Annotated in this window: 24 protein-coding genes and 4 tRNA genes; 14 read left to right on the forward strand and 14 right to left on the reverse strand. The window is 31.8% G+C overall.

The features are described from left to right. Positions 1–4 precede the first annotated feature (4 nt). Positions 5–571, forward strand: coding sequence for a hypothetical protein (locus tag OIU80_RS13150; protein WP_264287466.1), 567 nt, complete (start codon positions 5–7; stop codon positions 569–571). A gap of 2 nt (positions 572–573) precedes the next feature. Here OIU80_RS13150 and OIU80_RS13155 read toward each other — a convergent pair whose 3' ends face one another. Next, entirely contained in the window at positions 574–1,227 is a 654-nt protein-coding gene (locus OIU80_RS13155; protein ID WP_264287467.1) for a M15 family metallopeptidase, read from the reverse strand. Positions 1,228–1,376: 149 nt separating this feature from the next. Between OIU80_RS13155 and OIU80_RS13160 the strand changes: the two genes are divergently transcribed. Next, positions 1,377–1,958: a hypothetical protein gene (locus OIU80_RS13160; RefSeq protein WP_264287468.1), complete on the forward strand. Its 582-nt coding sequence runs from the start codon at positions 1,377–1,379 to the stop codon at positions 1,956–1,958. A gap of 119 nt (positions 1,959–2,077) precedes the next feature. Here OIU80_RS13160 and OIU80_RS13165 read toward each other — a convergent pair whose 3' ends face one another. From OIU80_RS13165 to OIU80_RS13190, 6 genes are all read right to left on the reverse strand, one after another. Next, complete coding sequence (locus tag OIU80_RS13165) at positions 2,078–2,539, reverse strand: SRPBCC family protein (protein WP_264287469.1); 462 nt, start codon at positions 2,537–2,539, stop codon at positions 2,078–2,080. Between the two features lie 110 nt (positions 2,540–2,649). Next, positions 2,650–4,173 (reverse strand): MFS transporter, encoded by a 1,524-nt coding sequence (locus OIU80_RS13170; RefSeq protein ID WP_264287470.1) that lies wholly within the window; start codon positions 4,171–4,173, stop codon positions 2,650–2,652. Positions 4,174–4,363: 190 nt separating this feature from the next. Next, complete coding sequence (locus tag OIU80_RS13175) at positions 4,364–5,371, reverse strand: NHL repeat-containing protein (protein ID WP_264287471.1); 1,008 nt, start codon at positions 5,369–5,371, stop codon at positions 4,364–4,366. 14 nt (positions 5,372–5,385) lie between these two features. Then, complete coding sequence (locus OIU80_RS13180; RefSeq protein WP_264287472.1) at positions 5,386–6,624, reverse strand: hypothetical protein; 1,239 nt, start codon at positions 6,622–6,624, stop codon at positions 5,386–5,388. A gap of 338 nt (positions 6,625–6,962) precedes the next feature. Beyond that, entirely contained in the window at positions 6,963–7,991 is a 1,029-nt protein-coding gene (locus OIU80_RS13185; protein WP_264287473.1) for an META domain-containing protein, read from the reverse strand. Between the two features lie 561 nt (positions 7,992–8,552). Next, positions 8,553–8,936, reverse strand: coding sequence for a hypothetical protein (locus OIU80_RS13190; RefSeq protein ID WP_264287474.1), 384 nt, complete (start codon positions 8,934–8,936; stop codon positions 8,553–8,555). Between the two features lie 571 nt (positions 8,937–9,507). Here OIU80_RS13190 and OIU80_RS13195 point away from each other — a divergent pair. Genes OIU80_RS13195 through OIU80_RS13205 form a run of 3 tightly spaced genes read left to right on the forward strand, consistent with a single transcriptional unit; the run spans position 9,508 to position 12,537 of the window. Next, positions 9,508–10,578 carry a Ppx/GppA phosphatase family protein gene (locus OIU80_RS13195; protein ID WP_264287475.1) on the forward strand — a complete coding sequence of 357 codons (1,071 nt, stop codon included), beginning with the start codon at positions 9,508–9,510 and terminating at the stop codon, positions 10,576–10,578. Between the two features lie 59 nt (positions 10,579–10,637). Continuing rightward, positions 10,638–11,243, forward strand: a complete 606-nt coding sequence (locus OIU80_RS13200) for a PAS domain-containing protein (protein WP_264287476.1) — start codon at positions 10,638–10,640, stop codon at positions 11,241–11,243. Between the two features lie 52 nt (positions 11,244–11,295). After that, positions 11,296–12,537, forward strand: coding sequence for an MFS transporter (locus OIU80_RS13205; protein ID WP_264287477.1), 1,242 nt, complete (start codon positions 11,296–11,298; stop codon positions 12,535–12,537). A 714-nt stretch (positions 12,538–13,251) separates the two neighbouring features. Here OIU80_RS13205 and OIU80_RS13210 read toward each other — a convergent pair. From OIU80_RS13210 to OIU80_RS13225, 4 genes are all read right to left on the reverse strand, one after another. Continuing rightward, a tRNA-Arg gene (locus OIU80_RS13210) sits at positions 13,252–13,325 on the reverse strand. Positions 13,326–13,371: 46 nt separating this feature from the next. After that, positions 13,372–13,445, reverse strand: a tRNA-Arg gene (locus OIU80_RS13215). A gap of 29 nt (positions 13,446–13,474) precedes the next feature. Next, a tRNA-Pro gene (locus OIU80_RS13220) sits at positions 13,475–13,549 on the reverse strand. Between the two features lie 18 nt (positions 13,550–13,567). After that, positions 13,568–13,651 (reverse strand) — tRNA-Ser (locus tag OIU80_RS13225). Positions 13,652–13,891: 240 nt separating this feature from the next. On the opposite strand from OIU80_RS13225, the gene OIU80_RS13230 reads away from it, so the two are divergent. The 3 genes from OIU80_RS13230 to OIU80_RS13240 all read left to right on the forward strand — a co-directional run bounded on the left by OIU80_RS13230 (position 13,892) and on the right by OIU80_RS13240 (position 16,911). Next, positions 13,892–15,070, forward strand: a complete 1,179-nt coding sequence (locus OIU80_RS13230) for an acetyl-CoA C-acyltransferase (RefSeq protein ID WP_264287478.1) — start codon at positions 13,892–13,894, stop codon at positions 15,068–15,070. A gap of 64 nt (positions 15,071–15,134) precedes the next feature. Next, positions 15,135–15,896, forward strand: coding sequence for a C40 family peptidase (locus OIU80_RS13235; RefSeq protein ID WP_264287479.1), 762 nt, complete (start codon positions 15,135–15,137; stop codon positions 15,894–15,896). A gap of 64 nt (positions 15,897–15,960) precedes the next feature. Beyond that, a complete protein-coding gene (locus OIU80_RS13240; protein ID WP_264287480.1) occupies positions 15,961–16,911 on the forward strand; it encodes a DUF6985 domain-containing protein in 951 nt (316 codons plus the stop codon). 133 nt (positions 16,912–17,044) lie between these two features. Here the strand turns inward: OIU80_RS13240 and OIU80_RS13245 are convergent, their stop codons facing one another. Then, positions 17,045–17,887: an AraC family transcriptional regulator gene (locus OIU80_RS13245; RefSeq protein WP_264287481.1), complete on the reverse strand. Its 843-nt coding sequence runs from the start codon at positions 17,885–17,887 to the stop codon at positions 17,045–17,047. 99 nt (positions 17,888–17,986) lie between these two features. Between OIU80_RS13245 and OIU80_RS13250 the strand changes: the two genes are divergently transcribed. From OIU80_RS13250 to OIU80_RS13260, 3 genes are all read left to right on the forward strand, one after another. Next, positions 17,987–18,973 carry an aldo/keto reductase gene (locus OIU80_RS13250; RefSeq protein ID WP_264287482.1) on the forward strand — a complete coding sequence of 329 codons (987 nt, stop codon included), beginning with the start codon at positions 17,987–17,989 and terminating at the stop codon, positions 18,971–18,973. 316 nt (positions 18,974–19,289) lie between these two features. Next, the gene (locus OIU80_RS13255; protein ID WP_264287483.1) at positions 19,290–19,895 is read left to right on the forward strand and encodes an NAD(P)H-dependent oxidoreductase; all 606 of its coding nucleotides are present in this window, start codon (positions 19,290–19,292) and stop codon (positions 19,893–19,895) included. Positions 19,896–19,897: 2 nt separating this feature from the next. Further along, positions 19,898–20,176: a putative quinol monooxygenase gene (locus tag OIU80_RS13260; RefSeq protein WP_264287484.1), complete on the forward strand. Its 279-nt coding sequence runs from the start codon at positions 19,898–19,900 to the stop codon at positions 20,174–20,176. 187 nt (positions 20,177–20,363) lie between these two features. Here OIU80_RS13260 and OIU80_RS13265 read toward each other — a convergent pair whose 3' ends face one another. Next, on the reverse strand, positions 20,364–21,071 hold the full coding sequence (locus tag OIU80_RS13265; RefSeq protein ID WP_264287485.1) for a class I SAM-dependent methyltransferase: 708 nt from the start codon (positions 21,069–21,071) through the stop codon (positions 20,364–20,366). 444 nt (positions 21,072–21,515) lie between these two features. On the opposite strand from OIU80_RS13265, the gene OIU80_RS13270 reads away from it, so the two are divergent. Then, complete coding sequence (locus tag OIU80_RS13270; protein WP_195737274.1) at positions 21,516–22,784, forward strand: DUF2130 domain-containing protein; 1,269 nt, start codon at positions 21,516–21,518, stop codon at positions 22,782–22,784. Between the two features lie 357 nt (positions 22,785–23,141). On the opposite strand, the gene OIU80_RS13275 is transcribed toward OIU80_RS13270, so the two are convergent. Then, complete coding sequence (locus OIU80_RS13275) at positions 23,142–23,939, reverse strand: META domain-containing protein (protein WP_264287486.1); 798 nt, start codon at positions 23,937–23,939, stop codon at positions 23,142–23,144. 219 nt (positions 23,940–24,158) lie between these two features. Between OIU80_RS13275 and OIU80_RS13280 the strand changes: the two genes are divergently transcribed. Further along, the gene (locus OIU80_RS13280; RefSeq protein WP_264287487.1) at positions 24,159–24,743 is read left to right on the forward strand and encodes a DUF4202 domain-containing protein; all 585 of its coding nucleotides are present in this window, start codon (positions 24,159–24,161) and stop codon (positions 24,741–24,743) included. A gap of 170 nt (positions 24,744–24,913) precedes the next feature. After that, positions 24,914–25,603 (forward strand): response regulator transcription factor, encoded by a 690-nt coding sequence (locus OIU80_RS13285; protein ID WP_264287488.1) that lies wholly within the window; start codon positions 24,914–24,916, stop codon positions 25,601–25,603. The last annotated feature ends 45 nt before the right edge of the window (positions 25,604–25,648 follow it).

The raw sequence follows: 25,648 nt of genomic DNA on the forward strand, positions 1-25,648 counted from the left end.
TAAAATGAAACAACTAATTACTTTAACTTTTTTCTTATTAACATTTAATTTATTTGCACAAAAAGATTGTGAATACAGTGTAAACGTTACCGATTCTTTAGGAACTTACAAATCCACAAAAGAAATAATGATTTCTGAAAAAAACTTTGCGGGAACGGCGAGTTATATCTTTTTTTCTTTGGCACAAACTGATGGTTTACCAACTCTGAATGTTCAAATGATTAAAAAAAGCAAAGATTTTACAAAAGCAAATTGCTTTGATAAAAATTCAAAACTATATATACAACTAAGCAACGGAAAAATAGTTACTTTAATTCATATTGATCAGGAAAGTTGCGGAACATTAATTCGTGATGACAAAGGATTTGATAATCGTGTAAACACAGGTATTTTTATGTTTATGAAAGATAATTTTGAGGATTTAAAGAAATCTCCTATCTCGATGATTCGTATTAAATACTTAACTGATACCGAAGACTACGTTCTAAAAAGAGAATTCACATCGGAACTAGACAACAAAGTATATCGTCCTGATAATTATTTTATTGAGAACATAAAATGTGTAGAGTAAACTTAATCACAATTCCATTTGGTATTTGAGACTTTATCGTTTAAACCTGCTTTTAAATTATAATGCCACCACTCCGAATCAAAAGAATTAAAATTATTTTTTATCATTATTTTTTTCAATAATTGTCGGTTAGCCTTAATGGTATCTGACAAATTCATATAGTTGTGACTGGCTTCTTTTCCAAAAAAATCAAAAGAAGTTCCCATATCCAATTCCTTACCATTACGATCAACAAGCGTAATATCAACGGCTCCTCCTCTATTATGGATGGAGCCTTTTTTTGGATCTGCAACATATTTAGGATTAGAAACTATTTCCCACATCCTTTTTTGGATAAATAAAGGCCTGTAACAATCAAACAACTTTATTTTATATCCTTTCTTCATAAAACTTTTATTAGCCTCTACTAATGCTTTAACTGTTTTTAACCTCAAAAAACATTCAGCACAATCATATACTTTTGCTTTAAGAAAATTATCTTCTGTGGCATATTTCATATCATACACAAAATCATTGCTATAATCTTTTAAATTAACAAAGGTTGTATCTGCAATTACCTGATCAATATTACTTGCATTTATCTCATTTTGGGCATTTATAGAAGTTATTCCCTGAATAAAGAATAGAAGTAATAAAGTTCTGTTGAATTTTGGCATGAAATTGGCATTTTAGATTGTACATTTTTCTCAAAAGTAAATATAGACAATAAATAAATCGAAACTAAAATTGAAGCTCACTTCATTCGATTAAATTTATTCTTAAAACAGCTTTTAAAACTATCGTATAAATCAAAAAACAGTTCATTATGAAAAGATTTACTTTGTTATTATTTATCCTCCCATTTTTAGGAATCGCTCAAGAAATAAGCCATTCTGAACCTTCACAATTTATCGAGAAAGCTGGTTCTGTTCAAATTAATTTGGTCGAAAGCGAAAAGACTATTTTTAAATCTGGACTTGGAGAAACTGTATCATTTTATCCGGCGGAGATTATTGATTTGAATCAAAATCAAAATCAAAAAAAAATAAGCGGAATAGAGGTTGAAAGTACTTTTATCACAAAACAATATCAAAATAAACAAGACCAATTTACCAAAGAAACCGCATGGATAGGTATTGATGAAATTCCAGGATTAATCAACTGGTTTGAAAGTTATATAATTCCAAATTTATCTAATCCTACTGGGACGAAAAAGACAGTAAAATATATCTTTAACACTAAAGAAATCCAATTTAAGTTTGATGTTTATAATACGACTCAAACTTTTACTATTACAGTAAAAAACACAAATTATAAAGATAAGTACTTTTGGACAGAGTCACGTACAAAAGACATTCCAAGCATTTTAAAGACACTTAAATACATGCAGATGAAAACTCTAAACTAATTTATTATTCAATTAAAAAATTAACCATATAAATGATGTAAACTCATTTAAGTTTTACATTGATTAATCACACTTCTGTTTTCTTACATCATTTATATGCTCAAAATAATTCTTTTAAATTATTTACTATCTACTTCCTCTTTCGGGTTTGGCTGTCCTTTACCTGTCGTAATTAAATTGTATAAGCTATTTTGTATGTAATTTGTCCATGCATTAAAGCATATATCGTAACATTCATAATCAGGAACTAATCCCTGATGTGTTAAACGAACTTCTGTTTTATTTCCTTTTTCATTAATTTCAAAAATAACTTTTGTATCTATCCATTCCCTTTTATCTGTAGTAAAATTAAAATCATTTTCTAAAACATGCCAAACTACTTTTTTATTGGGAATAACTTCTACTAATTTCATTTTACAGATATGAACATCTTTATAATGATACTTAAATACATCACCCTGTTTTGCTGTTCCTCCTTCTATTTCTTCCGACCACCATCCGCGAACATTAGTTATAGCATCAAATGCTTCTTTAGGGCTTTGGTCTACCAAAATACTTGTGGTAAAATCTTGATTATCCATAATTTTGATTATTAAAAAATTAAAACCTTATTTAAACAAAACAAAGTTAACAATCTCACTTACAATAAAGAGGGAGTAAAACAGACTTTTACAGGGCTAATTAGGACATTTTAATTATTCTTTTCTTTTGGTAAAATGAATACCAAAATAATGGCTAAAATTGCTAAAACAGTTCCTGCCAGAACTAAAACGACATCATGTGCATCTTTAAAAGCTGTCATTGCCGCTTTCTTAATTATCTCGCCTTTTTCTCCTCCCAACTCATTAGCAACAATCATTGCATCGCCAATTGAATTATTTACCTGCTTTGGAAGTTCTTTTAACAATTCATCACTAACAACAAACTTTTTAATAAAAATCTGAGAGAGTATAATTCCAAAAAAAGTAATTCCTAATCCAGTACCTAATTCATAAGAAATAGATTCCATTGAACCAGCCATTCCCGCTTTATCAAGTGGTGCAGCAGACATTATAGCAGTTGTTCCCGCTATTAATACTACTCCTAGACTAAATCCTAAAACTATCGACCAGAACAACAAACTAGCTGTAAATGAACTAAAGTCTAATTGGCTTAACATAAAGAATGATAACGACGATAAAGACAATACTGTAATTATAAGATTCTTAAAACCAATTTTACTCAATATTGAACCTGTTAACGGCCCCGCTACTGCAGAAGAAGCTACAAATGGCAACATGAACAGTCCCGCATCTATCGGGCTCCTCTTATGTACAAATTGAAGTTCTTGTGCTAATAAAAACTCAAAACCTACAATAACTGCCATCGGTACAAAACAAAGTAACATACCTAACAAGATTCTTCTGTCTTGCAACAATTCCATATCTATCATTGGGGAAGATGAAATCTTCTGCTTTTTAAAAAACAATCTCAAAAAGATAAATCCAACTATTCCAATAACAATACTGATCCATAAAGGATGATCTTCTTTAAAAATAGTTTTAACACCATAAACAAATAGAATCACGCCAACTAACACTAAAGCTGCATCTATTAATACCCATGGTTTATCTGGGCTCGAAATCCCTTTGGGTACACCAATCCATATCAAGGGAATAACGATTAAAATTAGTGGAAGATTTATTAAAAACACAGCTCCCCACCAATAATGTTCTACAATAATTCCACCAAGAACAGGTCCTACTGCAGCACCTGCTGTTCCTACTGCTGCCCAAATTCCTAATGCAGTACCTCGTTTTGCTTCGTTTGCAAAAGTTTGACTTATTATAGCAAGAGTTACTGGCATAATCATCGAACCTCCTAAAGCCAAAAGCGCTCGGGACAGTATTAAATAAATCGGTGCTGAAGAAAATCCGGCCAAAAATGAAGCTATCCCAAATATAGTTAAACCAAATAGCAGTACTTTTTTATGTCCTATTTTGTCTCCTAGAATTCCCATAGGCAATAATAAACCTGCCATAATAAGCGGGTAAATATCTATAATCCACAATACTTCATTTCCCGATGCTCCTAATGATAATGTAAGCGTAGGAATAGCAACATGTAATATAGTAGCATCAATCGTTACAGGAATAAGTGCAACGATAATTATAGCTAGTATGAGCCATTCATTTTTCACATTTATACTTTCTTCTGATGTTTTTTCTAACTTCATCTCTCTAATTAATTATATCATTACTCTACAAAGTAACCCTAAAATCTACTACACTAAAAAGTAAACGATATTATTTCTATAATAAAATTACACTATAAATAGGTTAGTCAATCATAAATCACTCGTTATAAAGAAAAACCCACTCAATTGAGTGGGCTTAAACGTAAATTTTTCTAATAAGGCAACAGTTCTATCTTTGTTCTGTTATCGCAGATTTATTAAGTTTAATAACTCTTATTTTTTTGTTTGTATTGTCCGATAAAAAAAGACGATCGTTAAGCTGTGCTACACTTACAATATTTCCGAAGTTATTTTGTCCCATAATATCTGAAGCATTTACTCTTGGATTGTAAATTTTATCCATAAATTCTCTTCTAGGATAAATACGCAAATAATTTAAATCTTTAACATTTTCTGAAGTAATAGCCCAATCAGCGCTAATAGCTAATGCTAAAGGTTTAGCTTCTTCAAAAGGAATTACGCTCGGCGCTATAGGAGCTTTAAGCGAAGATGCAGCATTAGCACGAATACCTGCAATATTGTAATACAAATACCCCTTTGCGTTTCTTCCTGCTACAACTAAATTTCCATCAGCAACATCCATTGAATAAACTTCATCAAATCCTTTTAAAGTATTTAATTTGGCAATAGGAGCTAAATTCCATTCACTTTTATCTGTAATTTGAGATACTAAAAAAACTTTAATACTAGTTTCTTTTTCTTTAACGAATACTAATCCGTCTTTTACTACAACTCCAAAAACGTGAACAAAAGTATTCCACCATTGACCATTTCCTACTGTACTAATTCCTGCATTAGTAACTTCATCAATAACAAAAAGTCTAGACTCGACACTACCAATATAAATTCTGCCATTATCTACACATACAGAAGAAAGTTGCGTTAGCGGAATAGTGGTACTTCCTTTAGTATAATTTGAAATTGTTTTTATATGAGTCAATGTTTGAGTATTAAAAACCTCAAGTACATCTCCATTACAAACATATAATTTATCATTTGCTACAGCTATACCTTTAGGGTTCAATGTTCCTTTTCCATCTCCAATCTGACTTGAAGTAATTGTTCCTTCATCAGTAGGAAAATAATAATTATGATTTGGAGAAGTTCCATCGAAAGAATCTTTGCTGCAATTTGTAAAAACACAAAGTAACAGTATAAAAAAAGCTATTTTATTCATTTTAATTTTATTTATTAATTCCATTTTCCTTCTCCTTTATATTTTATTAAGAATGGATTTTTTGGATTAATCGTAAAAACAGGTTTTTTATAAGTACCTGTGAGGTATTTTGTCTTAGTCCAGCCTTTTAACACTTCTGGATCAGTAAAAGGAAGGTCTTTTAAATAAATTAAATATTTATAAAAATGAGTTAACATCTCTTGCTGTCCTCCACCTTCACCACTATTAGCTAAATTACTACTATGATTAAAGCCAATGTGATGTGAATATTCGTGCGACCAAACCGACATTTCGCCTAACCAATGACCAGTTACATAACCAGATTCCCATTGAGAAGCCAAAGCTCCACCGCCCCAAGCAGATCCTCCACCTACCATTGCCATATCAACTGTTCTTTTATCAAGATAATCCAAATATATTTTCTCAATAGCGGCTTTAGTAAGATAATCGTATTTTCCATCAACATCCTCCTCATTTCCATGCCAATAGGTTGCGCCATTTACAGCAGTACCTGCCTGAGCAGCTTGCTCCTTCTTATATCTATCAAAATTGATAAAAGTATCATAGTATATTGGATGACTTAAGGCATACGAATAATTAATAATCATTGCTATTGCTTCTTTGGCCAAAACAGGATTCATAGGCAAATACACATAAGATGCATCACCGCTAAGATGATACCAATCGTTAAATTGAACCAAATGGGAAGACTTTATTTTTTTGAATTTTGCAAATAATGGATCACTAGATTCTACAGAAAATTCGATTGCACCAGAAGAGAAACCGTCTATTTTATCAATTGTTACCGCATTACCTGTTTCTAATAAATAATCTTGTTTTCCAACTACCATAGGAATTTGGTGAAACGAGCGATGAAAGGCCGGGACTTTAGTAAAATTGTAAATTAAAAATCGTTTATTATAATTAGCCAATTTAGCGTAGATTCTTACATCAGTAAGTCCAACAGGAGAATAAAGAGAAATTTGTACTGAATCTTTTCCTTTTTGGATTACTTGTAATGGTTGATTTACCCGAAACCAACGATCTTGTTTATCATACATTTTCGAAGGACTTTCGTCATCCTCAAACATAGTCATCGCGTGATTTCCTATCGGTAAATTAGTAGCATCAATACTTGGTAAATAACTGGGATCGTAAGCAGTAGATTGGTCTTCATCATCACAACTTGTAAAAATGAGAAAACCAAAAATTAGTAAGCTGGCAAAAAGCCACCTTTTAACATTTGTAATCATTGCAGGTTAATTTAAATTTATTTTTTGTTCTGGGGGTATTAGATTTTGAATCTAAAGCAGACAAATGTCTTTCATTTTTTTTTAAATAAAAATTTGTTTTTCTTATTTATAAAAAACGATAATTAGCCTATTTCCATCAATAAAAACTAGTTTACTCATGAAATTCCATAAAAATATAAATTCTACGATATCGTAAGTATTCTTCAATTAAAAAACTAACAAAGCAACTATTCAACTATATTCTTTAAAAACCTGCATCTTTTTACCAGATTTCCTTTACCACTAGAAACAACAAAGCCTGAACATTGTCAGGCTTTGTTATTATATAAACTACAGATTTACTTTACTGTTCCGAACATCATTACTAACTTATCACCAAGATAAAAATTCAGAGTCTGTTCTGCTACATCAAAACGTAGGTCTTTATCACTTAAGAATGATAGCATTTTTTGTTCTGTTTTAGCAACTTCTTTATCCAGACATGCCATTCTTGTAGATCCTAAGCCATTAAACAAAATATGATCATTGCCACTAAGGGTATATGTTCCAAAAAAATTATTACATCCCGAGTTTCCACTCACTCTTTTTTCAGCTGGATCAAATTTAATAGAAGCTCGTCCGTAATCCTGTCCTACATTTTCTAACATAATTAGTTTCCAATTGTTTTTAGCAATAAAACTCCACACGTCATTTTGAGTCGGTATGCTAAATTCCATAATGACTTTATTTTTTAAGTTTTTAAACTGTATCTTATTATTTTTCTTTACAATTTTAAACGTCTTATCTTTTATCGCATTAGTAAATTCTTGTTCTAATTTCATACTCTCTTCATTACAAGCCATTAAAGTACCGTAAGAAGAACCTATTTTAATCTGATTTTTTGAAGATAGTTTTGTAAACTTTGCTCCAAAATTATTGCATCCGCTTTTTCCATTAATAGTTCCAGTATCCTCGTTGATTGTCAAATACACATTTCCTGTACTTATAACTTTACCATTTAAACGGGTTAATATCATTTTTGTATCATAAATCCCTTTTACCTGATTTACAGGCGTTTTTGAAATAATACTTTTTAATTTATACTCGTATGAAGATGCATCAGCAGGAATAGTACCTTGCCTTTTTGTTCTTATCACCATAATCTCGTATCGATTTCCCTTTTCAAAATTAAAACCTTCGATATGATCGTAAAAAAACTGCCAGTCATTCTTATTATCGTACTTTACCTGCAAGCATTCCATAGGAGCAACACCTTGGCAAGGCACTTTATTTTCTTTCACAAACATTTTTAAGGTTTCTTGTCCATAAGTTAATGATGAAACTACAGTCATCATCATAAAAACAAACATGCATTTTAAATTTTTCATTCTTTTTAAATTTTGTAATACTCCATGAAGTATTTGATTATTCTTTTTCTTTCGTTTGCATTAATTGTGCCATTCTAATTTTTTTTTATTTTTTTTAAATAATTTTATGCTTTAGAAAAAAGTCTATACTAATAAAAAACATATCTAAATCTAAAATTATCTGTTGTACTTTAAAACATCGTATTAATAGTTTCTACGCATAAACTTTCCTAGATATGTAATTATAAAAATCATATTAAATCTACCTATTTTTTTGCACTCGCGTGAACAAAAAGACTTTTAAATTCACACTATAATACTGAATTGCAAAATCATACAAGTGTAATTTTTAAATAAATGTAATGAAATATTTATTAAAAAACTAAAAATCATTAGTCACAAAGAAATAAAAAAACTGATATAGCCAACAATACTCTAATTTAGAAAAACAGGTTTTTCAACCACTTTCGGAAAGGTAATTATACTATTCTGACTTAAAATTTCCCTATTAAAAATTGGTTAAAAAAAAAGCAGTTACAAAATCTTTGCAACTGCTTTTTTTCTGGAATTCAGAATACATTTTTATTCAGAATGAAACATACTCGAAATTTCGGATATTTGTTTATTCAGAATTGCTTTTGTAAAAGCCAAATTGGCCTTTGAAGAATCAGCAATTAAATAAATAAAATAACTATTATTTTTTGAAATTTTTAAAAACTGATACTGATTAGTTAATGTGATAGTAATATCATCTATGTTTTGATTTTGTTTTAGAAAATCATTAGCATTTAACTGAGCTCTAATCATTTCTAATGCGAATTTTGAAGCACTTTCTATATTAAAGTTTTTATTCTCTTTTTTTGAATAATATAGATTCCCACTTTTAACATCAATAACACTTAAAGCTATAAATCCAGGCATTTCCTTAGATATATTCTCTCCAAATAATTTTAAAAAATCTGACATCTATAAAAATTTAAGAAGCAAATTTAAATTTTTTCTTATTCAAATACTACAAGAACCCTTTTTTATTCTTCTAAATATTTATTAATCTAAATATTCAGAAATATAAAATATAGTATTTACACAAAAAACAAGGTAAAATTACTTACAATTAATTTCTGTCTTCTATTGATTTCACATACCTCTTCAACAAAGTTAAATTATTGCGATTACCGCAAAAAATAAAGCCTAATTAATCCATACAATGCATTAATCTCTGAATTATATTTAGATAACATTAGATTTAAAAAAAAAATACGCTAACGGATTACATATCAAACTATTAAAGCCGAAATTAGATTATATCCTACATTTTATCATTCAAAAATTAAGGTAGGGTAATATTTTTTTGTACTTTAGTAGCCCGAAAACACTAGCAAATATGATGAAAATAGCATCCGAAATTTGCTTTACGACAAACAAAAAAATCTGACTTTTTTTATTATCAAAAGACAAGATATTTTTGTACTACTAAAACACCCTAATTAATCACAGGATTTTTAATTATTAACCCCCTACAAATAAAACTTGACCTATGAAAAATCTAAAATTGTATTTTACACTAGTTCTTTTATTTTTTATTACACCAATGCTTTTTTCGCAAGAAAATATGTTTGCTGGAATTGAAATTGGAAGCAAAGGAATTAAAATGTCAATTATTGATGTTTACAACATTAAAAAAGGAAACATCAACGTCAAATCATTCTGGACAGAAAATGTAGCCATAGCAAAGAGTATTTCTATAGATGGAAATATGGCTCCAGAAGACATAAATAGAGCCATTACAATTATTAATAATAACTACAACAAAATCAAGACCGAAATGAAGGTTCCTGATGCAAACATTTTTATCGTAGCCTCTTCTGGGGTAGCAATGGCACAGAATACGCAAATTCTTGCCAATAAGGTAAAAGCTGTTACTGGCAAAGATCTCGAATTTATTGAAGCTCATATGGAAGGAAAAATGCTTTTAAAAGGCTGTATTCCTCCTGTTGACTATAAAAACTCTATAATACTAGACATTGGAGGAGGAAACACAAAAGGTGGCTATATAGATGTTGTTAATAATAATGCTTTTGTATTTTTTCCATTAAGTCTTAATTACGGTAGTGTAACTCTTACACAAAGCGTAATTAAACAAACTCGTAGTGAAGATTTAGATGAGTTCAACTCCCGCTCATTCAGCTTCTTACCTACCTTAAGAGATCAAGTAAGCGCTATGTACAAATCTAGCCCTCAAGCCTTAAGTAAAGAAAAAATCTATATGTCTGGCGGAGCTGTTTGGGCTTTTTATACTTTATATAAAGGTGTCACCAAAGAACCATTTAATCAGTTTAAACTAGAAGATGTTATAAACTATGATGCTATCTTAAAAAATAATTTCAAAAAACTAGAAGATCTGGCAAAAACAGATCCAGAAATTGAAAAAGTACTAAAAACATATTCGCAAAAATACTTGATTTCAGGTAGTAATATTTTATTGGTTTGCCTAGAAGCATTACCAGATGTTAACAACAAAAAATTATACTTTGCTAAAGAAGGACAAATCGCATGGCTGATATCTTATATTGCCGATCGTTCTAAAAAAGTAAAGAAAATATACTAAACACTACAAGCTCATATTTATTGAGTCATTTACTAAAAAAGAAAAACAAATTAAATTTTATGGATAAAATATGTCCAACCCCAATTAATGAAGCAGTTAAATGGGACACAAGCAAAACTATTGTAAGCAAGGCTGATTTATACGGAACTTTAGAATACGTAAACGATACTTTTTCAGAAGTTTCTGGATATGACGAGTCTGAATTAGTAGGCCAGCCACATAATATTATCCGCCACCCTGATATGCCAAAAGTGATCTTTAAAGTCCTTTGGGATAACATCCAAAAAGGGAAAAAATTTCATGGTATCATTAAAAACTTAGCTAAATCAGGAAAATATTACTGGGTAATTACTGATTTTGATTATGTAGTAAATGAAGATGCAAAAATCACAAAATACATTGCTCGCCGTAAAGCTATTTCAACTGGAGTAATAGAAAAAGTTGAAGAACTATATAAAAAGTTATCTAAAATCGAGCAAGTAAGCGGAATAGAAGCTAGCGAAAAATACTTAATCGGTTATCTTGAAGATCACAATGTTGACTATGTAGAATTGATTACAAAATTAATGATGGATGATTTAAATGAACAAGTTAAATTAGAATCATCTACTGAAGAAATAGAAGAAACCAAAAAAAGTTTCTTCGGCAGATTCTTTGGAAACTAGTCACTCTTTTAAAGTACAATAAAAAATTGCCCCAAATTAAATATTTTTAAAAATGCTTAACCGTTATTTAGGAAACTTTAAAAATTTCCCAAGAGAAATATGGATTCTTGCCCTAATTACTCTAGTAAATAGAATTGGAGCTGTAGTAGTTCCCTTTTTATCTAAATACTTTAAAGACGAATTACACCTAAGTTACTCTCAAATAGGCTGGGTTATGGTTTGTTTTGGAATCGGATCCTTATTTGGCACTTTCTTTAGCGGAAAATTATCCGATATTTTTGGAGCCTACAAGGTTATGGTTTTTAGTTTGTTTGGTAGCGGCGTAGTACTTCTTTCGTTGCAATTTGTAAAAACTTTTGAACTATTATGTTTGACCATCTTTTTCCTAACTGCAATAGCCGACATGTACAGGCCAGCAATGATGGTAAGTCTTAATGACTACGTAAGCAACGAATCGAGAGTACGAGCCTTATCATTATTAAGAATGGCAACCAATATGGGACTTGTTGTAGGACCTGTCTTAGGAGGACTGTTAATTATAAACTCAGAATACAACACCCTTTTTATTGTAGATGGTTTAACTTCTATTATTTCTGTATGCTTTTTTGTATTTTTCGTTAAAGAGAAAAAACTATTGTATAAACTTCAAATGAATGCGGTAGGTCAGGATAGATTTGCTCCTCTAAAGGATTTTCCTTTTGTAATGAATTGGATCATTGCTTTAATAACAGGGTATCTATATTTTCAGGTTTTTTCTATTGTCCCTATTTACCATAAAGAAGCCTATCAACTAAGTGAATTTGACAGTGGAATGTTTTTAGGTTTTAGTGGGGTTATATTTATTTTATTTGAATTGGCTTTGGTGAATTTTGTTCAAAAAAACAAAATAACCGACCTGGTCGCTATAACAATAGGACTAGTCCTAATAGGAACTTCGTATCTTTTATTATTCCTAGTTCATCAACCATGGGTGTTTTGGATCTTTATGCTTTTAATGTCTTTTGGAAACATGCTAACTTTTGCTTTTGCAAGCGGTTTTGTCATGAATAGAAGCCATAAAAACCTAGAAGGGTTATTCATGTCAACTTTCCAAATGAGCTATGGTTTTGCCCATGTATTTAGCTCTAAAACAGGATTAACTATTGTTCAAAATTATGACTACAATACAAATTGGACGTTTAATTATATACTAGCATTTGCTACTGCTTTTTCTACTTATTTAATATTTATTGTAGTCAAAAAAGAACAAAAAAAGGTAAAAGAAGATATTATGGTTTCCTTTTTTAAGAAATAAACAACTCAGATTTCACTAAATAAACGGCATTCATTAAACCTTTTATTCTTTCTCACAGAAGGAATAAACAATAGCTAACAGCTAATTTTTAATGATGCCGTTATTGTTTTTGATAAAAAGATAAATCACCTTTCTTTTGTAAAAATACTTATGATTTTTTTGGGCAAATTTCTAGTTGCAAATTCCCAAAAATCAAACCCTCTTTTACATAGCGGCAAACAAGATACTTCAACCTTTTTGCCAACTTATGAGCAACATATTAAAACAACTAAAAAAGCACCTGTAACAAGCTTGTTTCGATCAAAAACAAGACACATGAGCTATCTTTCCTTTAAACAAATAAAGAGCCGTCTGGCTTATAATGAAATAGTCTGTCATTACAAGAAACTCATCACAAGGCAACTCTAATAAAATCCCCTTTCACACCCGACTACAGAGAAGCGGATTAATCAAAATCACCCACACACCCATTATTATCTTCTCACGTAATTAAAACTAGACACTTAAAACAAAAAGAATCCATCCCGTTTCCACAGACAACAAACTAGCCAACACGATCAGTTTCGCTCCCTTCATCAACAACTCTCCTGTAAAATCAACTAAAGCAGAATAAACCCTTCAACAACTTACTTAGAAGTCCTCTACTCTACTCAAATCAATTCACCGACCTTTCGTGTAGAAACAAAAAAAACCACTCAATTGAGTGGTTTTTCGTGAACGCAGAAGGATTCGAACCTTCGACCGCCTGCTTAGAAGGCAGGTGCTCTATCCAACTGAGCTATGCGTCCGGCCTGTATTTTTCACAAAAAAACCACTCAATTGAGTGGTTTTTCGTGAACGCAGAAGGATTCGAACCTTCGACCGCCTGCTTAGAAGGCAGGTGCTCTATCCAACTGAGCTATGCGTCCATTTCTTTTTAAACTTTATGGAAAGTTTGTCGGGGTGGCAGGATTCGAACCTGCGGCCTCCTGCTCCCAAAGCAGGCGCGATAACCGGGCTACGCTACACCCCGAAGGCAAAAATTATTAAGCGGAGAGACAGGGACTCGAACCCTGGCACCGATCACTCGATGACAGTTTAGCAAACTGCTCCATTACCACTCTGGCACCTCTCCTAAGCTCAGAGAAACGTGTCTCGTTTTGCGGTTGCAAATCTAAGACAACATTATATATCTCACAACTATTTTGGCGACTTTTTTCAATATTTTTTCATGTTTTTTTAAAAGGACTTCACTATCAAACAAATACAAAAATATTTTTTTTACTAATAATTTAAAAACAGAATCAAAACACTCAAAATTTGAATTTGTTTAAATAAACATTAAATTTGCTTCATTAACTAAATCACACAGAAAATGAACAAAAGAGTTGTTATTGTTTCTGCCGTTAGAACCCCTATCGGAAGTTTCATGGGAGGATTATCTACAGTCACAGCCCCAAAATTAGGCGCTGTAGCTATTAAAGGAGCTTTAGAGAAAATACAATTAGACCCCAATTTAGTTGATGAAGTATTCATGGGTAACGTAGTACAAGCAGGAGTTGGTCAGGCACCAGCACGTCAGGCAGCTATATTTGCTGGATTATCCGATAAAGTTGTTTGTACAACTGTAAACAAAGTTTGCGCATCGGGAATGAAAGCAGTAATGTTCGGCGCTCAGGCAATTGCTTGTGGCGATGCCGAGATCGTAGTTGCTGGTGGAATGGAAAACATGAGTTTGATTCCACATTATGTACAAATGCGTAATGGTACTAAATTTGGTCCAACTACAATGGTTGACGGAATGCAAAGAGATGGTTTGGTAGATGCTTACGATAACAACGCAATGGGAGTTTGCGCTGATTTATGTGCATCTGAACACAACATCAGCCGTGAAGAACAAGATAATTTTGCTATTCAATCCTACGAGAGAAGTGCAAAAGCTTGGGACGCAGGAAAATTTGATTCAGAAATTGTTCCAGTTGCAGTACCACAACGAAAAGGAGACCCTATAATCGTATCAAAAGACGAAGAGTACACTAATGTAAAACTAGACAAAATACCTTCGTTAAATGCTGTTTTTACTAAAGACGGAACTGTAACCGCTGCAAACGCTTCAACCATAAATGATGGTGCAGCTGCTGTGGTATTAATGTCAGAAGAAAAAGCCATTGCTTTAGGATTAAAACCACTTGCTTACATAAAAAGTTATGCCGATGCTGCACAAGAACCAAAATGGTTTACAACAAGTCCAGCAAAAGCATTACCAAAAGCATTGGACAAAGCAGGAATCTCAATTAACGATGTAGATTATTTTGAATTCAACGAAGCCTTTGCTGTTGTTGGATTAGCAAATTCAAAAATACTAGGCCTAGATAATGATAAAGTAAATGTAAATGGTGGTGCCGTTTCATTAGGACATCCACTAGGTTGTTCAGGTGTTCGAATTATCGTAACTTTAATCAATGTTTTAGAACAAAACAATGCCAAAATCGGCGCAGCAGCTATATGCAATGGCGGCGGTGGAGCTTCGGCAATTGTTATCGAAAGAGCATAAACAAATATAAATCAGGAGTTATATTAAAAATAACTCCTGATTATTAACTCATAAAATACCTTAAATGTTCGGAATTTGTAATCTAGCCATAGTGCCTGTTCGATTTGAACCAAGTGATAGAAGCGAAATTGTTACCCAAGTATTATTTGGAGAACATTTTGAGATTCTGGAACAGCAAAATCAATGGTCTAAAATTAAAATCCAATTCGACGATTACGAAGGTTGGGTCGATTCCAAACAATACCAAATAATATCAGAGGCAAATTATAATTCGCTGTCATCAGACGTACAAATTTTAAATGCCGATTTAATCGATTATATCACATCTCCAGATAATTTATTATTACCAATTCCTCTTGGTGCATCGCTAACTTTTTTGAACAATAGCGAAATAAACACTTCAAATTTTGAATTCGAAGGCACAAAAACAAGTGGCATAAAACCAAAAATAAATTTAATAAATACAGCTTATATGTATTTAAACGCGCCCTATCTTTGGGGAGGAAAAACTCCTTTTGGACTGGATTGCTCAGGTTTTACACAAATGGTTTACAAACTAAACGGATATAAAATCCACCGTGATGCCTCACAGCAAGCAATGCAGGGAGATCCTTTAAGTTTTATTGAAGAAAGTGAAGCAGGCGATTTAGCCTTTTTTGATAATGAAGAAGGAAACATCATCCATGTCGGGATTATTATGGACAACAACTACATCATTCACGCTAGTGGAAAAGTCAGAATTGATCGTCTGGACCATTTAGGAATTTACAATCCCGAAACAAACAGACATACTCATAAGTTACGTGTAATCAAGAAGATTATTTAATCCTTTTTTAAACACTATATAACCAATATATCATCGTATCAATAAAATCTAAAAAACAATTTAAATGGCAAATGCACCTGAAATAATTGCTGAAATTGATAATTATTTAGATAAGTACGCACTCAAAAAGAGCACATTAACACCTAAAGACTTAATTGATTACATTGAAGAAAAATGGTATCAAGCCAATGATGAAAAATATGAAATCCATCAGGCAAGTATTTTTATTGGTCGAATGATTAATGAATACATAAAACTAAACGATTACAACAATATGAAAAGGTGGTTAGATATGATGAATCTTCATCCACTATCTCAAAAACATCCTGATTATATAAATAATTATTACAATGGCGAATGCTGTTTAGAATGCGGAAATGAAGAAAAAGCATTAGAATACTTTCATTTATGTCACAAAGAAAACCCTGAATATATATTTACCAGAGCACCATTTTGTTTTGAGTTTTTTAATAAACATCTTGAAAATCCTAAAGAACTTCCTGACACAGAACAAGATGACAACGATTATATAGATTACAACACAATCATCCTAAAAGACTGGCAATTATTCTTTAATGAAAAAGAAGAAACGATAGAATACGTCATATTAGACGACGATTCAGATGAGATTGAAGAACATTCCGTCGAACACAACAACGGAATTCAATATTTACAAAACAATCAGACAGTAATCCTGGAAAGTATACTATCTGACCTTTTAAATAAATACCCCAACTTACAAGAAATCTATGATTATCCTCAAGATGAAAAAGAAGATTTTATGCCAGATATCTCTGAGATAAAAGATTTTGCAGATTTATTATCGCCATCAACAATTTATATAACATCGGTATTCAAAGACAACAATCCCTACATTGGTTATATGTTTTCTTGCTCTTGGGATCAGGAACACGGATTGGGTATAATGACTTATAAAAACCAAGTAATAGAAATTGGCGGAGCAGATACCGCATTCTCAACTTGGTCTGCAGAAGAAGATTTAAACAAAAACTAAGAAATCTTTTTATCCTCTAATCTGTAGTAAAAAATTAACCGCAAGGTTCGCAAAGTTTTTAAATTCCAACACTTTTTTAAGCTAATAAATTAATTAGTAAAAATTAATTCGTGCAAATTGGTGAAATTCGTGTTTAATTAAGACGCACCGTTTTTCTAAACTCCGAAGGGCTATTTCCTTTTTGTTTTTTGAAGAATTTATTAAAATGACTTTCATCAGTAAAACCAAATTCATAAGAAATCTCATTGATGCGTTTTTCACTAAACTGCAAGCGATGCTCAATTAGTTTTGTTTTATAATTGCTAATATATTGTTGCATTGTTTCATTAGCATGCTTCTTAAAATAACGCCCTAAATAAGTTCCAGAAATTCCAAAATGCTCACTAATAGATTCTGCTTTTATTTTCTCAGGATAATAAATATTGTTCTGGATGTATTGCAGAATATCCATCGCTTTTGCCTCACAGCCTATATTTACCTGCTCAGGCAAATACTTCGCAATATTTCGGGCAACAACAATAATCAAAGTATTGACCAATTGCTGAATTAATTCTTTATTGTAAACATCTTTATCCTGATGCTCACGAATAATGGCTTCAATCATTGTTTTAATCAAGAACTTATCCGAATCATTTTTTAAGATACAGCCAGGCTGATGATTGGCATTTTGAAGAATATATTCCAATCGCTGAATGTTTTCATTCTGCAAGCTCGAATTTTTCAAATAAATATCATTAAATCTTAAGAAAAAAAACTGCGTTTCGGTCTTAATAGTAAAGTTATGACAATCCTCAGGCGTTAGTAAAAACAAATGCCCGCCATCATATTCAAATATGTTTTTATTGATGCATTGCGAACCTGTTCCTGACAATACGTAAACCAATTCAAAAAAATTATGACGGTCACCCACATCAGGATATTCAGTTAGTGTTTCAAACGAAACAGTAAAAGGTTCATATAAGTTTTCTTTTTTCATGCTGCAAATATACCTAATAAACGAAAACATATACCAATTAAAACTCTTAAATTAGGTATAATTTTGCTGAATAATTTTTAAAGCACAAAACATACTATCATGGAATATAGAAAATTAGGTAATACAGAACTCGAATTATCAGCAATTACATACGGTGCATTTGCCATAGGAGGTACAATGTGGGGCGGAAACGAAAAGAAAGATTCAATAGCATCAATACACGCATCAATCGACAATGGGGTAACAACACTCGATACAGCTCCGTTCTATGGTTTTGGACTAAGCGAAGAAATGATTGGCGAAGCTCTTAAGTCACAAGACCGATCAAAAGTACAAGTCCTCTCCAAATTTGGACTAGTTTGGGATGGCAGTAATCAAGGCAAAGGAGAATTCTTTTTTGATGCCGAAGACAATGGTAAAAATATACCAGTATACAAATTCGCTTCCAAAGCTAATATTATCAAAGAAGTTGAAGAAAGTCTTAAACGACTACAAACCGATTATATTGATTTATTACAAATACACTGGCCAGATGCAACTACACCCATTAGCGAAACTATGGAAGCTATGGAATTATTAATCCAACAAGGAAAAATAAAAGCTGCCGGAGTTTGTAATTATAGTGAAGCACAAATACAAGAAGCTCAAAAAACGATCCAATTAGCATCCAATCAAGTATCGTATAGCATGTTAAATCGTAGTATCGAAGCCGATTTAGTTCCGCTTTCCATAGCACAAAACATTGGCATTATTGCTTACAGCCCAATGGAAAGAGGATTACTAACTGGTAAATATTTTACCGATAGTAAATTAAAAGATAATGATCATCGCAATGGTTATTTTAGTCAATTCGATCTTCCAAAAGTAAAAACGTTGGTCGAAGAACTAAGCTCGCTAGCCAATTCCAAAAACGCATCTCTAGCCCAATTAGTCTTACGTTGGACAACTTTACAAAAAGGAATTACAATCGTTTTGGCAGGAGCCCGAAATGCAGAACAAGCAATTTCTAATGCAAAAGCTATGGATTTCGATTTATCAGCATCAGAACTTGATTTCATTAATCAGGCAATATCAAAAACAAAATAAAAAATATTTAAACACATAGAAGCATAGATTATAGAGCTCCCAGAATCATGAAAGACGTTTCACTTAGCTTTAACACACATAGCTATTGTGCGAGAAACGTGTTTCTTTTTCGTATTCTTTACCCAGATACAAAATCTATGCTTCTATGTGTTTAAAAAACAATTATACCAACAATAAAAATCTTTTGGGTGTGTCCCGTGAAAAAATGGGTCGGGTCATCCGCTAAATCTTTTATTTTTTTAAAGAAAAAAAATAAAAGGATACCGCTGCTCCCCCTCACACATAGAGTTAATAATACAATTAGAAATATAAAATGATGAAAAAAATATTTATAATAAACGGTGGTCAAAAATTTGCTCACTCAGGAGGAAAATTCAATCAAACCATCCAAGACTGGACGACTGATTTTTTATCTCAAAGCAACAAATACGAAATAAAAATAACCAATATAAACGACGAAATTAATCTACAGGAAGAAACAGATAAATTTGTCTGGGCAGATTTAATTATCTACCATACACCAATTTGGTGGTTTCAATTGCCAAATGGTTTCAAAAAATATATCGATGATGTTTTTACAGCCGGGCATAATAATGGGATATACAAAAATGACGGAAGAAGCCGCGTAAATCCAGATATCAATTACGGAACAGGCGGACTTTTACACGGACGTAAATATATGCTTACTACAAGTTGGAATGCACCTAAAACAGCATTCACACTACCAGGAGAATTTTTTGAACAAACCTCTGTTGATGATGGAGTACTATTTGGTTTTCATAAAATGAATAAATTTACTGGAATGGAAAAATTAGACAGTTTTCATTTTCACGATGTTGAGAAAGGAGCAACTCCAGAAAATATTGCTATCTTTAAGCAGGAATATACTTCACATTTAGAACAACTTTTTAAAACTATATAAACATGATCTCGATTACAGCCATTATTAAAAGTAAAAAAGAAAACAGCGAACAAGTAAAAACTATGATTGAAAATCTGGTGAATCAAACCAGAAAAGAAACTGCTTGTGTTCGTTATGATTTACACGCTACCGAAAATGTTTTTATCATTTGGGAAGAATGGGCAGATCAGATTGGATTTGACAAACACAATAATCAGTCGTATTTACTAGATTTTGTTACCAACAGCGAAACCTTACTAGCATCACCTATTCAGGTATATAAAACAACTCAGATTTTGTAATTAATCATCTTTCACGATACAATAAGAGAAAGTTTTTTTAGCCGAGCATTACTAAGATTCTCTCAAAAAGAAGCTAAGTCGCAAAGAAATTATATATACACTTTGCGACTTAGCGTTTTTATGAGATTTGTTCAGCTCATTATTATAGATATTCCTTAAAACAACTCCAATAACAGCTTTATTACTTTTACTTTATTCCACCAAAAGCTCCAAAACACATATTCTTATGTAAGATTTCGACACTGGTAAAACCTACCTTTTTCATCAAATCTAATTGGTAATTCATAGATCGTGGTGAATCTTCTTTGGCAACATACTCTAATACGTTTTTACGATATTCCTTCCCTCCTAAACCTTCTAAATAATCCCCATATCGCTCCCAAGTATATTCATTTAATAATTCAGTATCTTGAGTAATCAAATCCGAAATCATAAAACACCCGCCAGGTTTTAATAATTTAAATATTTTAGTAAACGTAGTTTCCCAATCGGTATCGTCTCGCAAATGATGCAAAACAGCACCAGCTAAAATAATATCATAATGATTTTCTTGTAATTCTACATCGCGAATATCACCTTGCTTTGCTTCTACCCTATTATTGGTTGCTGACGAAACCCTTTCTAAAGCTTTATCCAACATAGGTTTACTTAAATCAACCAGAGTGCAATTTAAATTCGGAACTTTTGTAAGCATCATCAACGTATAATTACCCGCACCGCAACCAATATCTAATACATTTTCTGCTTGAGGCACAATCCTCTTAGAAGCTTCTGTGATAAGTTCTAACGAAATTTTCGCATCAATAGTTGACAATTGCCCTGTATCTAAATTTGAAAATCGTTCGACATCATTATCAAAACGTTCCCTTATTTCTGCAGTAGTTGATTTCTCCATAGTTTTTTGTTTTAGGTTTTCATACAGATTTGGCAAATTAAGCCGATAATCATAGAAATTATTTTTTATCCCGATAGCTATCAGGTGTAACTAAAAAAGTAATCCACTCAATCTGCCAAATCTGCATGAAACATTTTTTTCAAAAGTATTCTTTTGATATATCACTCAAAAATACTTGTTTCATAATTCATCAGTGCGCACTGTATTTATAAAATTACGTTATCTAAAATATTTTGGGCTCGAGCCAATGAATTAAATGCAATCAAATTACCCCAAAAACATTGCTTTACCTGACCTTAAAATCATAAAACTATACTGTCAAAATACGAAACACAAGCGTCTTTATTTATCAAAAACAAAAAACCGAAGGGAGAAAACATTATGCTTATAGCTAACTTTTAAATACCTTAGCAAAAAATAATCATTACCCATAAAACTATCAAAATGGCTGAGCAATCTTCAATTCAGTGTCCAAATTGCGGAACAATAATCGATGTAAATGATATCTTAAAACACCAGTTAGAGGATAGCATCCGTAAAGAATTTCAGCAAAAGGCTACTGCTCAGACAAAAGAGTTAGAGCTTAAGAATGAACAATTTGAAAAAGCCAAATCTGAATTTGAAGCCAAAAAGAAACAAGAAAACGAACTTTTCACAGAACGCTTGGACCGAGAGAAAAAGATAGCTGAAAAGGAAATTACCGAAAAACTTAAAACAAAACTCGACGAAGAAAATAAAGACCGTTTACTTTCGATGGAAAAAGAACTTTCGGAGAAATCTGAAAAGTTGCGAGAATTAAATAAAATGGAAGGTGAAATTGCTAAACTCCAACGTGAAAAACTGGAAATGAAGGAAGCAATTGAAGCCGAATCTCAAAAACAGCTCAATGCCGCTTTAGTTCTTGAACGTGATAAAATTAGAAAACAAGAGGAAGAAAAAAATGAGCTAAAAATAAAAGAATACCAAAAACAATCCGACGACCAAAAGAAACTTATCGAAGAAATGAAACGCAAGCAGGAACAAGGTTCTATGCAATTGCAAGGTGAAGTAATGGAATTGGCTATTGAAGAATGGCTTGCTTCTAATTTTCCGTTAGATAGTATCGATGAAGTTAAAAAAGGAGCTAATGGCGCGGATTGCTTACAGATTGTAAATACTCGCGAATTACAAAATTGTGGTTCTATTTATTACGAAAGTAAACGTACCAAAGCATTTCAACCTGCTTGGATTGAAAAATTTAAAAACGATATTCGTGATAAAAAAGCCAACATTGGAGTTCTTGTTACCGAAGTTATGCCTGCTGGAATGGATCGTATGGGAATGCGTGATGGAATATGGATATGTACTTACGAAGAATTTAAAGGATTAAGTGCCGTTTTACGCCAATCATTAATACAAGTAAGTCAAGCTGTACAGGCACAAGAAAACAAAGGTGATAAAATGGCTATGTTGTACGATTTCTTAACCAGTAACGAATTTCGTTTACAGATTGAAGGCATCGTAGAAGGTTTTACACAAATGCAAAGCGACTTAGATTCCGAAAAAAGAGCCATGCAGCGTATCTGGAAACAACGCGAAAAACAAATAGAAAAAGTAGTCAATAATACCTTAGGAATGTACGGATCTATACGTGGTATAGCAGGAAATGCTGTTCAAACTGTAAGAGCATTAGAACTCGATTTTATTGATGATCAAACGGAAGAATTGGAATAGTTTTGAGGTTCAAAGTTGCAAAGGGTTCTGAGGTTCTAAGAAATTCAGATAAAAGAGCCTCAGAGTCGTAAAAAACAAAGGCTCTGAGGAATTACTTCAAGTCAACCTGACGTAGAAAGAACTACACTAGTAACTCAATATCGTCTGGTTAACTGTTTGCGAAACTCTTTATTCACGTGACAAGACTATTAAAAATCCCATTGAGTATTTACTCTATTTTATATATAAATGAATTCATAACATAGTTAAAAAAGACAAGCCACATAATTATGTAGCTTGTCTTTTTTAATCTCAGTACCTTAGTGCCTCAGAACCTTTGCAACTTTGAACCTAAAAGCCTTTGCAACTTCCCCTCCCTTAATCAACTTTCTTAAAAACCAAAAGTAATCCTGATGGGTTTGACAAGGACAATCTGTTATTTGCAACTGTATAAGTTGTTGTACTCTGAAGCGCTTTTAAAAACTCGTCTTCTTTATTGTTGCCACCATTACAAGCCATTTCCGTTGAAACTACATTTGTAAAGCGTAATAAATCTTTCTCATAAAAGATACCTCCGTTAACTTGATTGCATCCTCCAAAACCCGAAAATCTATTCTCGGCACTATAAATTTCAATTCTTGGTAATTCACGTTGAAAATCAGCTATAGCAACTTTTTTCCCGTTTAATTGCTCCAAAACCCAAATATCATGTAAGCGATAATCGGTGATGTATCTTCCACAACCTTCGATCTTTTTTACGCTTGCATCACTATTATTGGTAATTTCGATTTTAACATTATAAGGCGATTTATCTCCAGACATAGTATCTGTACAATCCATTTGCTGGATAGTAATACTCATACTACCTGTTTTAGTATTAAAACGATATAACTTAACATTGGCATCCATCGCTCTTATTGGGTCAACGTAAGGAGAACTAATCTCTTCTAATCCTTCTATCAGCGATGTAAATCTGATTGTTTCTTTTCCTATTTTCAAACCCCAAAAAGGTTCGTTTCCAGTGGCTTTAAAAAACGTAGAGCCATCATATTCGTCTGCATTATTTGTATTCATAGATGCGGGATTATCTACCTTTGGTTGTGTTAAAGGCTTTACTGCCGTTTTACAGCTAAATGACAAAATTGCGACTGAGACTAATAAGAATAGTTTTTTCATGTGTGTAATTTTAAAATTAACGCTCTAGTTATTATCAGGTTAACTTCTTTAATAAATAAAATATTTTTTTTAGCTAATTTACAATAAAAAAAGAAGTGCAACAATCAGCAGTAACTAACGCTAGCTCATTTGTACTGTCGATAGTACGATTCCTATTGACTTTTAGACTATTTATATCTCTTAAATTATGTATCTTTGATTGTATATATATCCTTATAAATGACAACACCTTTTCAAAAAGCAAGCGAATGGATTGATGCCGAAAATGCTCAAGATCCTAATCAGGAATCCTATAAAAATAGTACATATCCTAAAGAGCTTTTATACTCTAACAGAATGTATACTAAATTGATGAGCTTTTATCCTGAAGCTTCTGAAGAAGTACAAATTGCTTCTAAAGCCCAACATATATGCAGATGGAAAGTTGCACGCGAATCTTACCCGATGGATCGCGTAGGATATTTAAAATGGAGAGAAGAATTAAAAAAATTCCATGCAAAAACAGCAGCAGTAATTCTAGAAAAAGCAGGTTATAATGCTGAATTTATTGCTCGTGTTTCTTTTTTGATTGAAAAAAAATTACTTAAAAAAGATACAGAAACCCAATTACTAGAAGATGTTATTTGTCTTGTCTTTCTAGAGTATTATCTTGATCCTTTTGTACATAAACACGATGAAGAAAAACTCAAAAATATCATCAAAAAAACTTGGGACAAAATGTCTGACAATGGTCATCAAGAAGCGCTAAAAATAAACTATAGCGCAGAAAATCTTGAATTAATAAAAGCTTCTTTAGGATTGTAATTTATCACATCTCTTCATCAATTTTGAGTTTAAAATCAAGTGAGTTTAAAATAATAAAATAAAACTTATAAATAACGGCCTAAAAAAAATCTCAAAAAATTAAGAATTACGTATATTAGCATAATAACCTAGCAGATTATACGTAAAATTTAATTTAAAAATTAAGTAAAATGGCAGATATTATTCGTGTTGTTCTAGCAGATGACCATGTATTTGTAAGGGATGGGATTAAATCATTATTAAAGAACGAACCTAATATTGAGGTTGTTGGCGAAGCTGCTGATGGCATAGAAACTCTAGAAGTTGTTATTAATAAACAACCCGATTTACTTATAGTAGATATTCGCATGCCACACTTAAATGGTATAGAGGTAGTAGAAAAACTTAGAGAACAAAATCAACTTGTTAAGATAATTATACTAACTATGTATGAATCTGAAGAGTATGTATTAAAATCTATTAAAGCTGGTGCAGATGGTTATTTATTAAAAGGTTCAAGCAAAGAAGAATTCTTAAAAGCACTACATGCAGTCACTCAAGGCGGTAAATACTTTAGTGGAGATGTATCGGCAATATTAATCAAACAAGTACTTTATAATAACTTCAATGACGATTTAAGACAATCTTTAAACGATGAAGTCATAATTACCAAAAGAGAAAAAGAAATTCTCAGATTATTATTATCTGGGAAAGGAAACAAAGAAATTGCTGAAACTCTTAGTATTAGTAAAAGAACTGCCGAAGTTCATCGTTTTAATTTAATGAAAAAACTCAAAGTAAAAAACTTAATGGAACTATCTAATAAAGCTACTGAATATTCTTTGGTACAGATTAAAACAGATAATATTTCACAGTTCTAAAAACAAGTATTTATACTTACTATTAAAGTGCATAAATTAGTTTTT

Source organism: Flavobacterium frigoritolerans, from assembly GCF_025847275.1.
Lineage (GTDB): Bacteria > Bacteroidota > Bacteroidia > Flavobacteriales > Flavobacteriaceae > Flavobacterium > Flavobacterium frigoritolerans.

Coding starts and splice junctions, on each gene's coding strand:
- OIU80_RS13200 (WP_264287476.1), top strand. CDS start 10,638: ATGGATAAAATATGTCCAACCCCAATTAATGAAGCAGTTAAATGGGAC.
- OIU80_RS13265 (WP_264287485.1), bottom strand. CDS start 21,071: ATGGAGAAATCAACTACTGCAGAAATAAGGGAACGTTTTGATAATGAT.
- OIU80_RS13190 (WP_264287474.1), bottom strand. CDS start 8,936: ATGTCAGATTTTTTAAAATTATTTGGAGAGAATATATCTAAGGAAATG.
- OIU80_RS13175 (WP_264287471.1), bottom strand. CDS start 5,371: ATGAATAAAATAGCTTTTTTTATACTGTTACTTTGTGTTTTTACAAAT.
- OIU80_RS13275 (WP_264287486.1), bottom strand. CDS start 23,939: ATGAAAAAACTATTCTTATTAGTCTCAGTCGCAATTTTGTCATTTAGC.
- OIU80_RS13245 (WP_264287481.1), bottom strand. CDS start 17,887: ATGAAAAAAGAAAACTTATATGAACCTTTTACTGTTTCGTTTGAAACA.
- OIU80_RS13205 (WP_264287477.1), top strand. CDS start 11,296: ATGCTTAACCGTTATTTAGGAAACTTTAAAAATTTCCCAAGAGAAATA.
- OIU80_RS13280 (WP_264287487.1), top strand. CDS start 24,159: ATGACAACACCTTTTCAAAAAGCAAGCGAATGGATTGATGCCGAAAAT.
- OIU80_RS13260 (WP_264287484.1), top strand. CDS start 19,898: ATGATCTCGATTACAGCCATTATTAAAAGTAAAAAAGAAAACAGCGAA.
- OIU80_RS13150 (WP_264287466.1), top strand. CDS start 5: ATGAAACAACTAATTACTTTAACTTTTTTCTTATTAACATTTAATTTA.
- OIU80_RS13185 (WP_264287473.1), bottom strand. CDS start 7,991: ATGAAAAATTTAAAATGCATGTTTGTTTTTATGATGATGACTGTAGTT.
- OIU80_RS13240 (WP_264287480.1), top strand. CDS start 15,961: ATGGCAAATGCACCTGAAATAATTGCTGAAATTGATAATTATTTAGAT.
- OIU80_RS13160 (WP_264287468.1), top strand. CDS start 1,377: ATGAAAAGATTTACTTTGTTATTATTTATCCTCCCATTTTTAGGAATC.
- OIU80_RS13235 (WP_264287479.1), top strand. CDS start 15,135: ATGTTCGGAATTTGTAATCTAGCCATAGTGCCTGTTCGATTTGAACCA.
- OIU80_RS13255 (WP_264287483.1), top strand. CDS start 19,290: ATGAAAAAAATATTTATAATAAACGGTGGTCAAAAATTTGCTCACTCA.
- OIU80_RS13155 (WP_264287467.1), bottom strand. CDS start 1,227: ATGCCAAAATTCAACAGAACTTTATTACTTCTATTCTTTATTCAGGGA.
- OIU80_RS13250 (WP_264287482.1), top strand. CDS start 17,987: ATGGAATATAGAAAATTAGGTAATACAGAACTCGAATTATCAGCAATT.
- OIU80_RS13285 (WP_264287488.1), top strand. CDS start 24,914: ATGGCAGATATTATTCGTGTTGTTCTAGCAGATGACCATGTATTTGTA.
- OIU80_RS13195 (WP_264287475.1), top strand. CDS start 9,508: ATGAAAAATCTAAAATTGTATTTTACACTAGTTCTTTTATTTTTTATT.
- OIU80_RS13180 (WP_264287472.1), bottom strand. CDS start 6,624: ATGATTACAAATGTTAAAAGGTGGCTTTTTGCCAGCTTACTAATTTTT.
- OIU80_RS13230 (WP_264287478.1), top strand. CDS start 13,892: ATGAACAAAAGAGTTGTTATTGTTTCTGCCGTTAGAACCCCTATCGGA.
- OIU80_RS13270 (WP_195737274.1), top strand. CDS start 21,516: ATGGCTGAGCAATCTTCAATTCAGTGTCCAAATTGCGGAACAATAATC.
- OIU80_RS13170 (WP_264287470.1), bottom strand. CDS start 4,173: ATGAAGTTAGAAAAAACATCAGAAGAAAGTATAAATGTGAAAAATGAA.
- OIU80_RS13165 (WP_264287469.1), bottom strand. CDS start 2,539: ATGGATAATCAAGATTTTACCACAAGTATTTTGGTAGACCAAAGCCCT.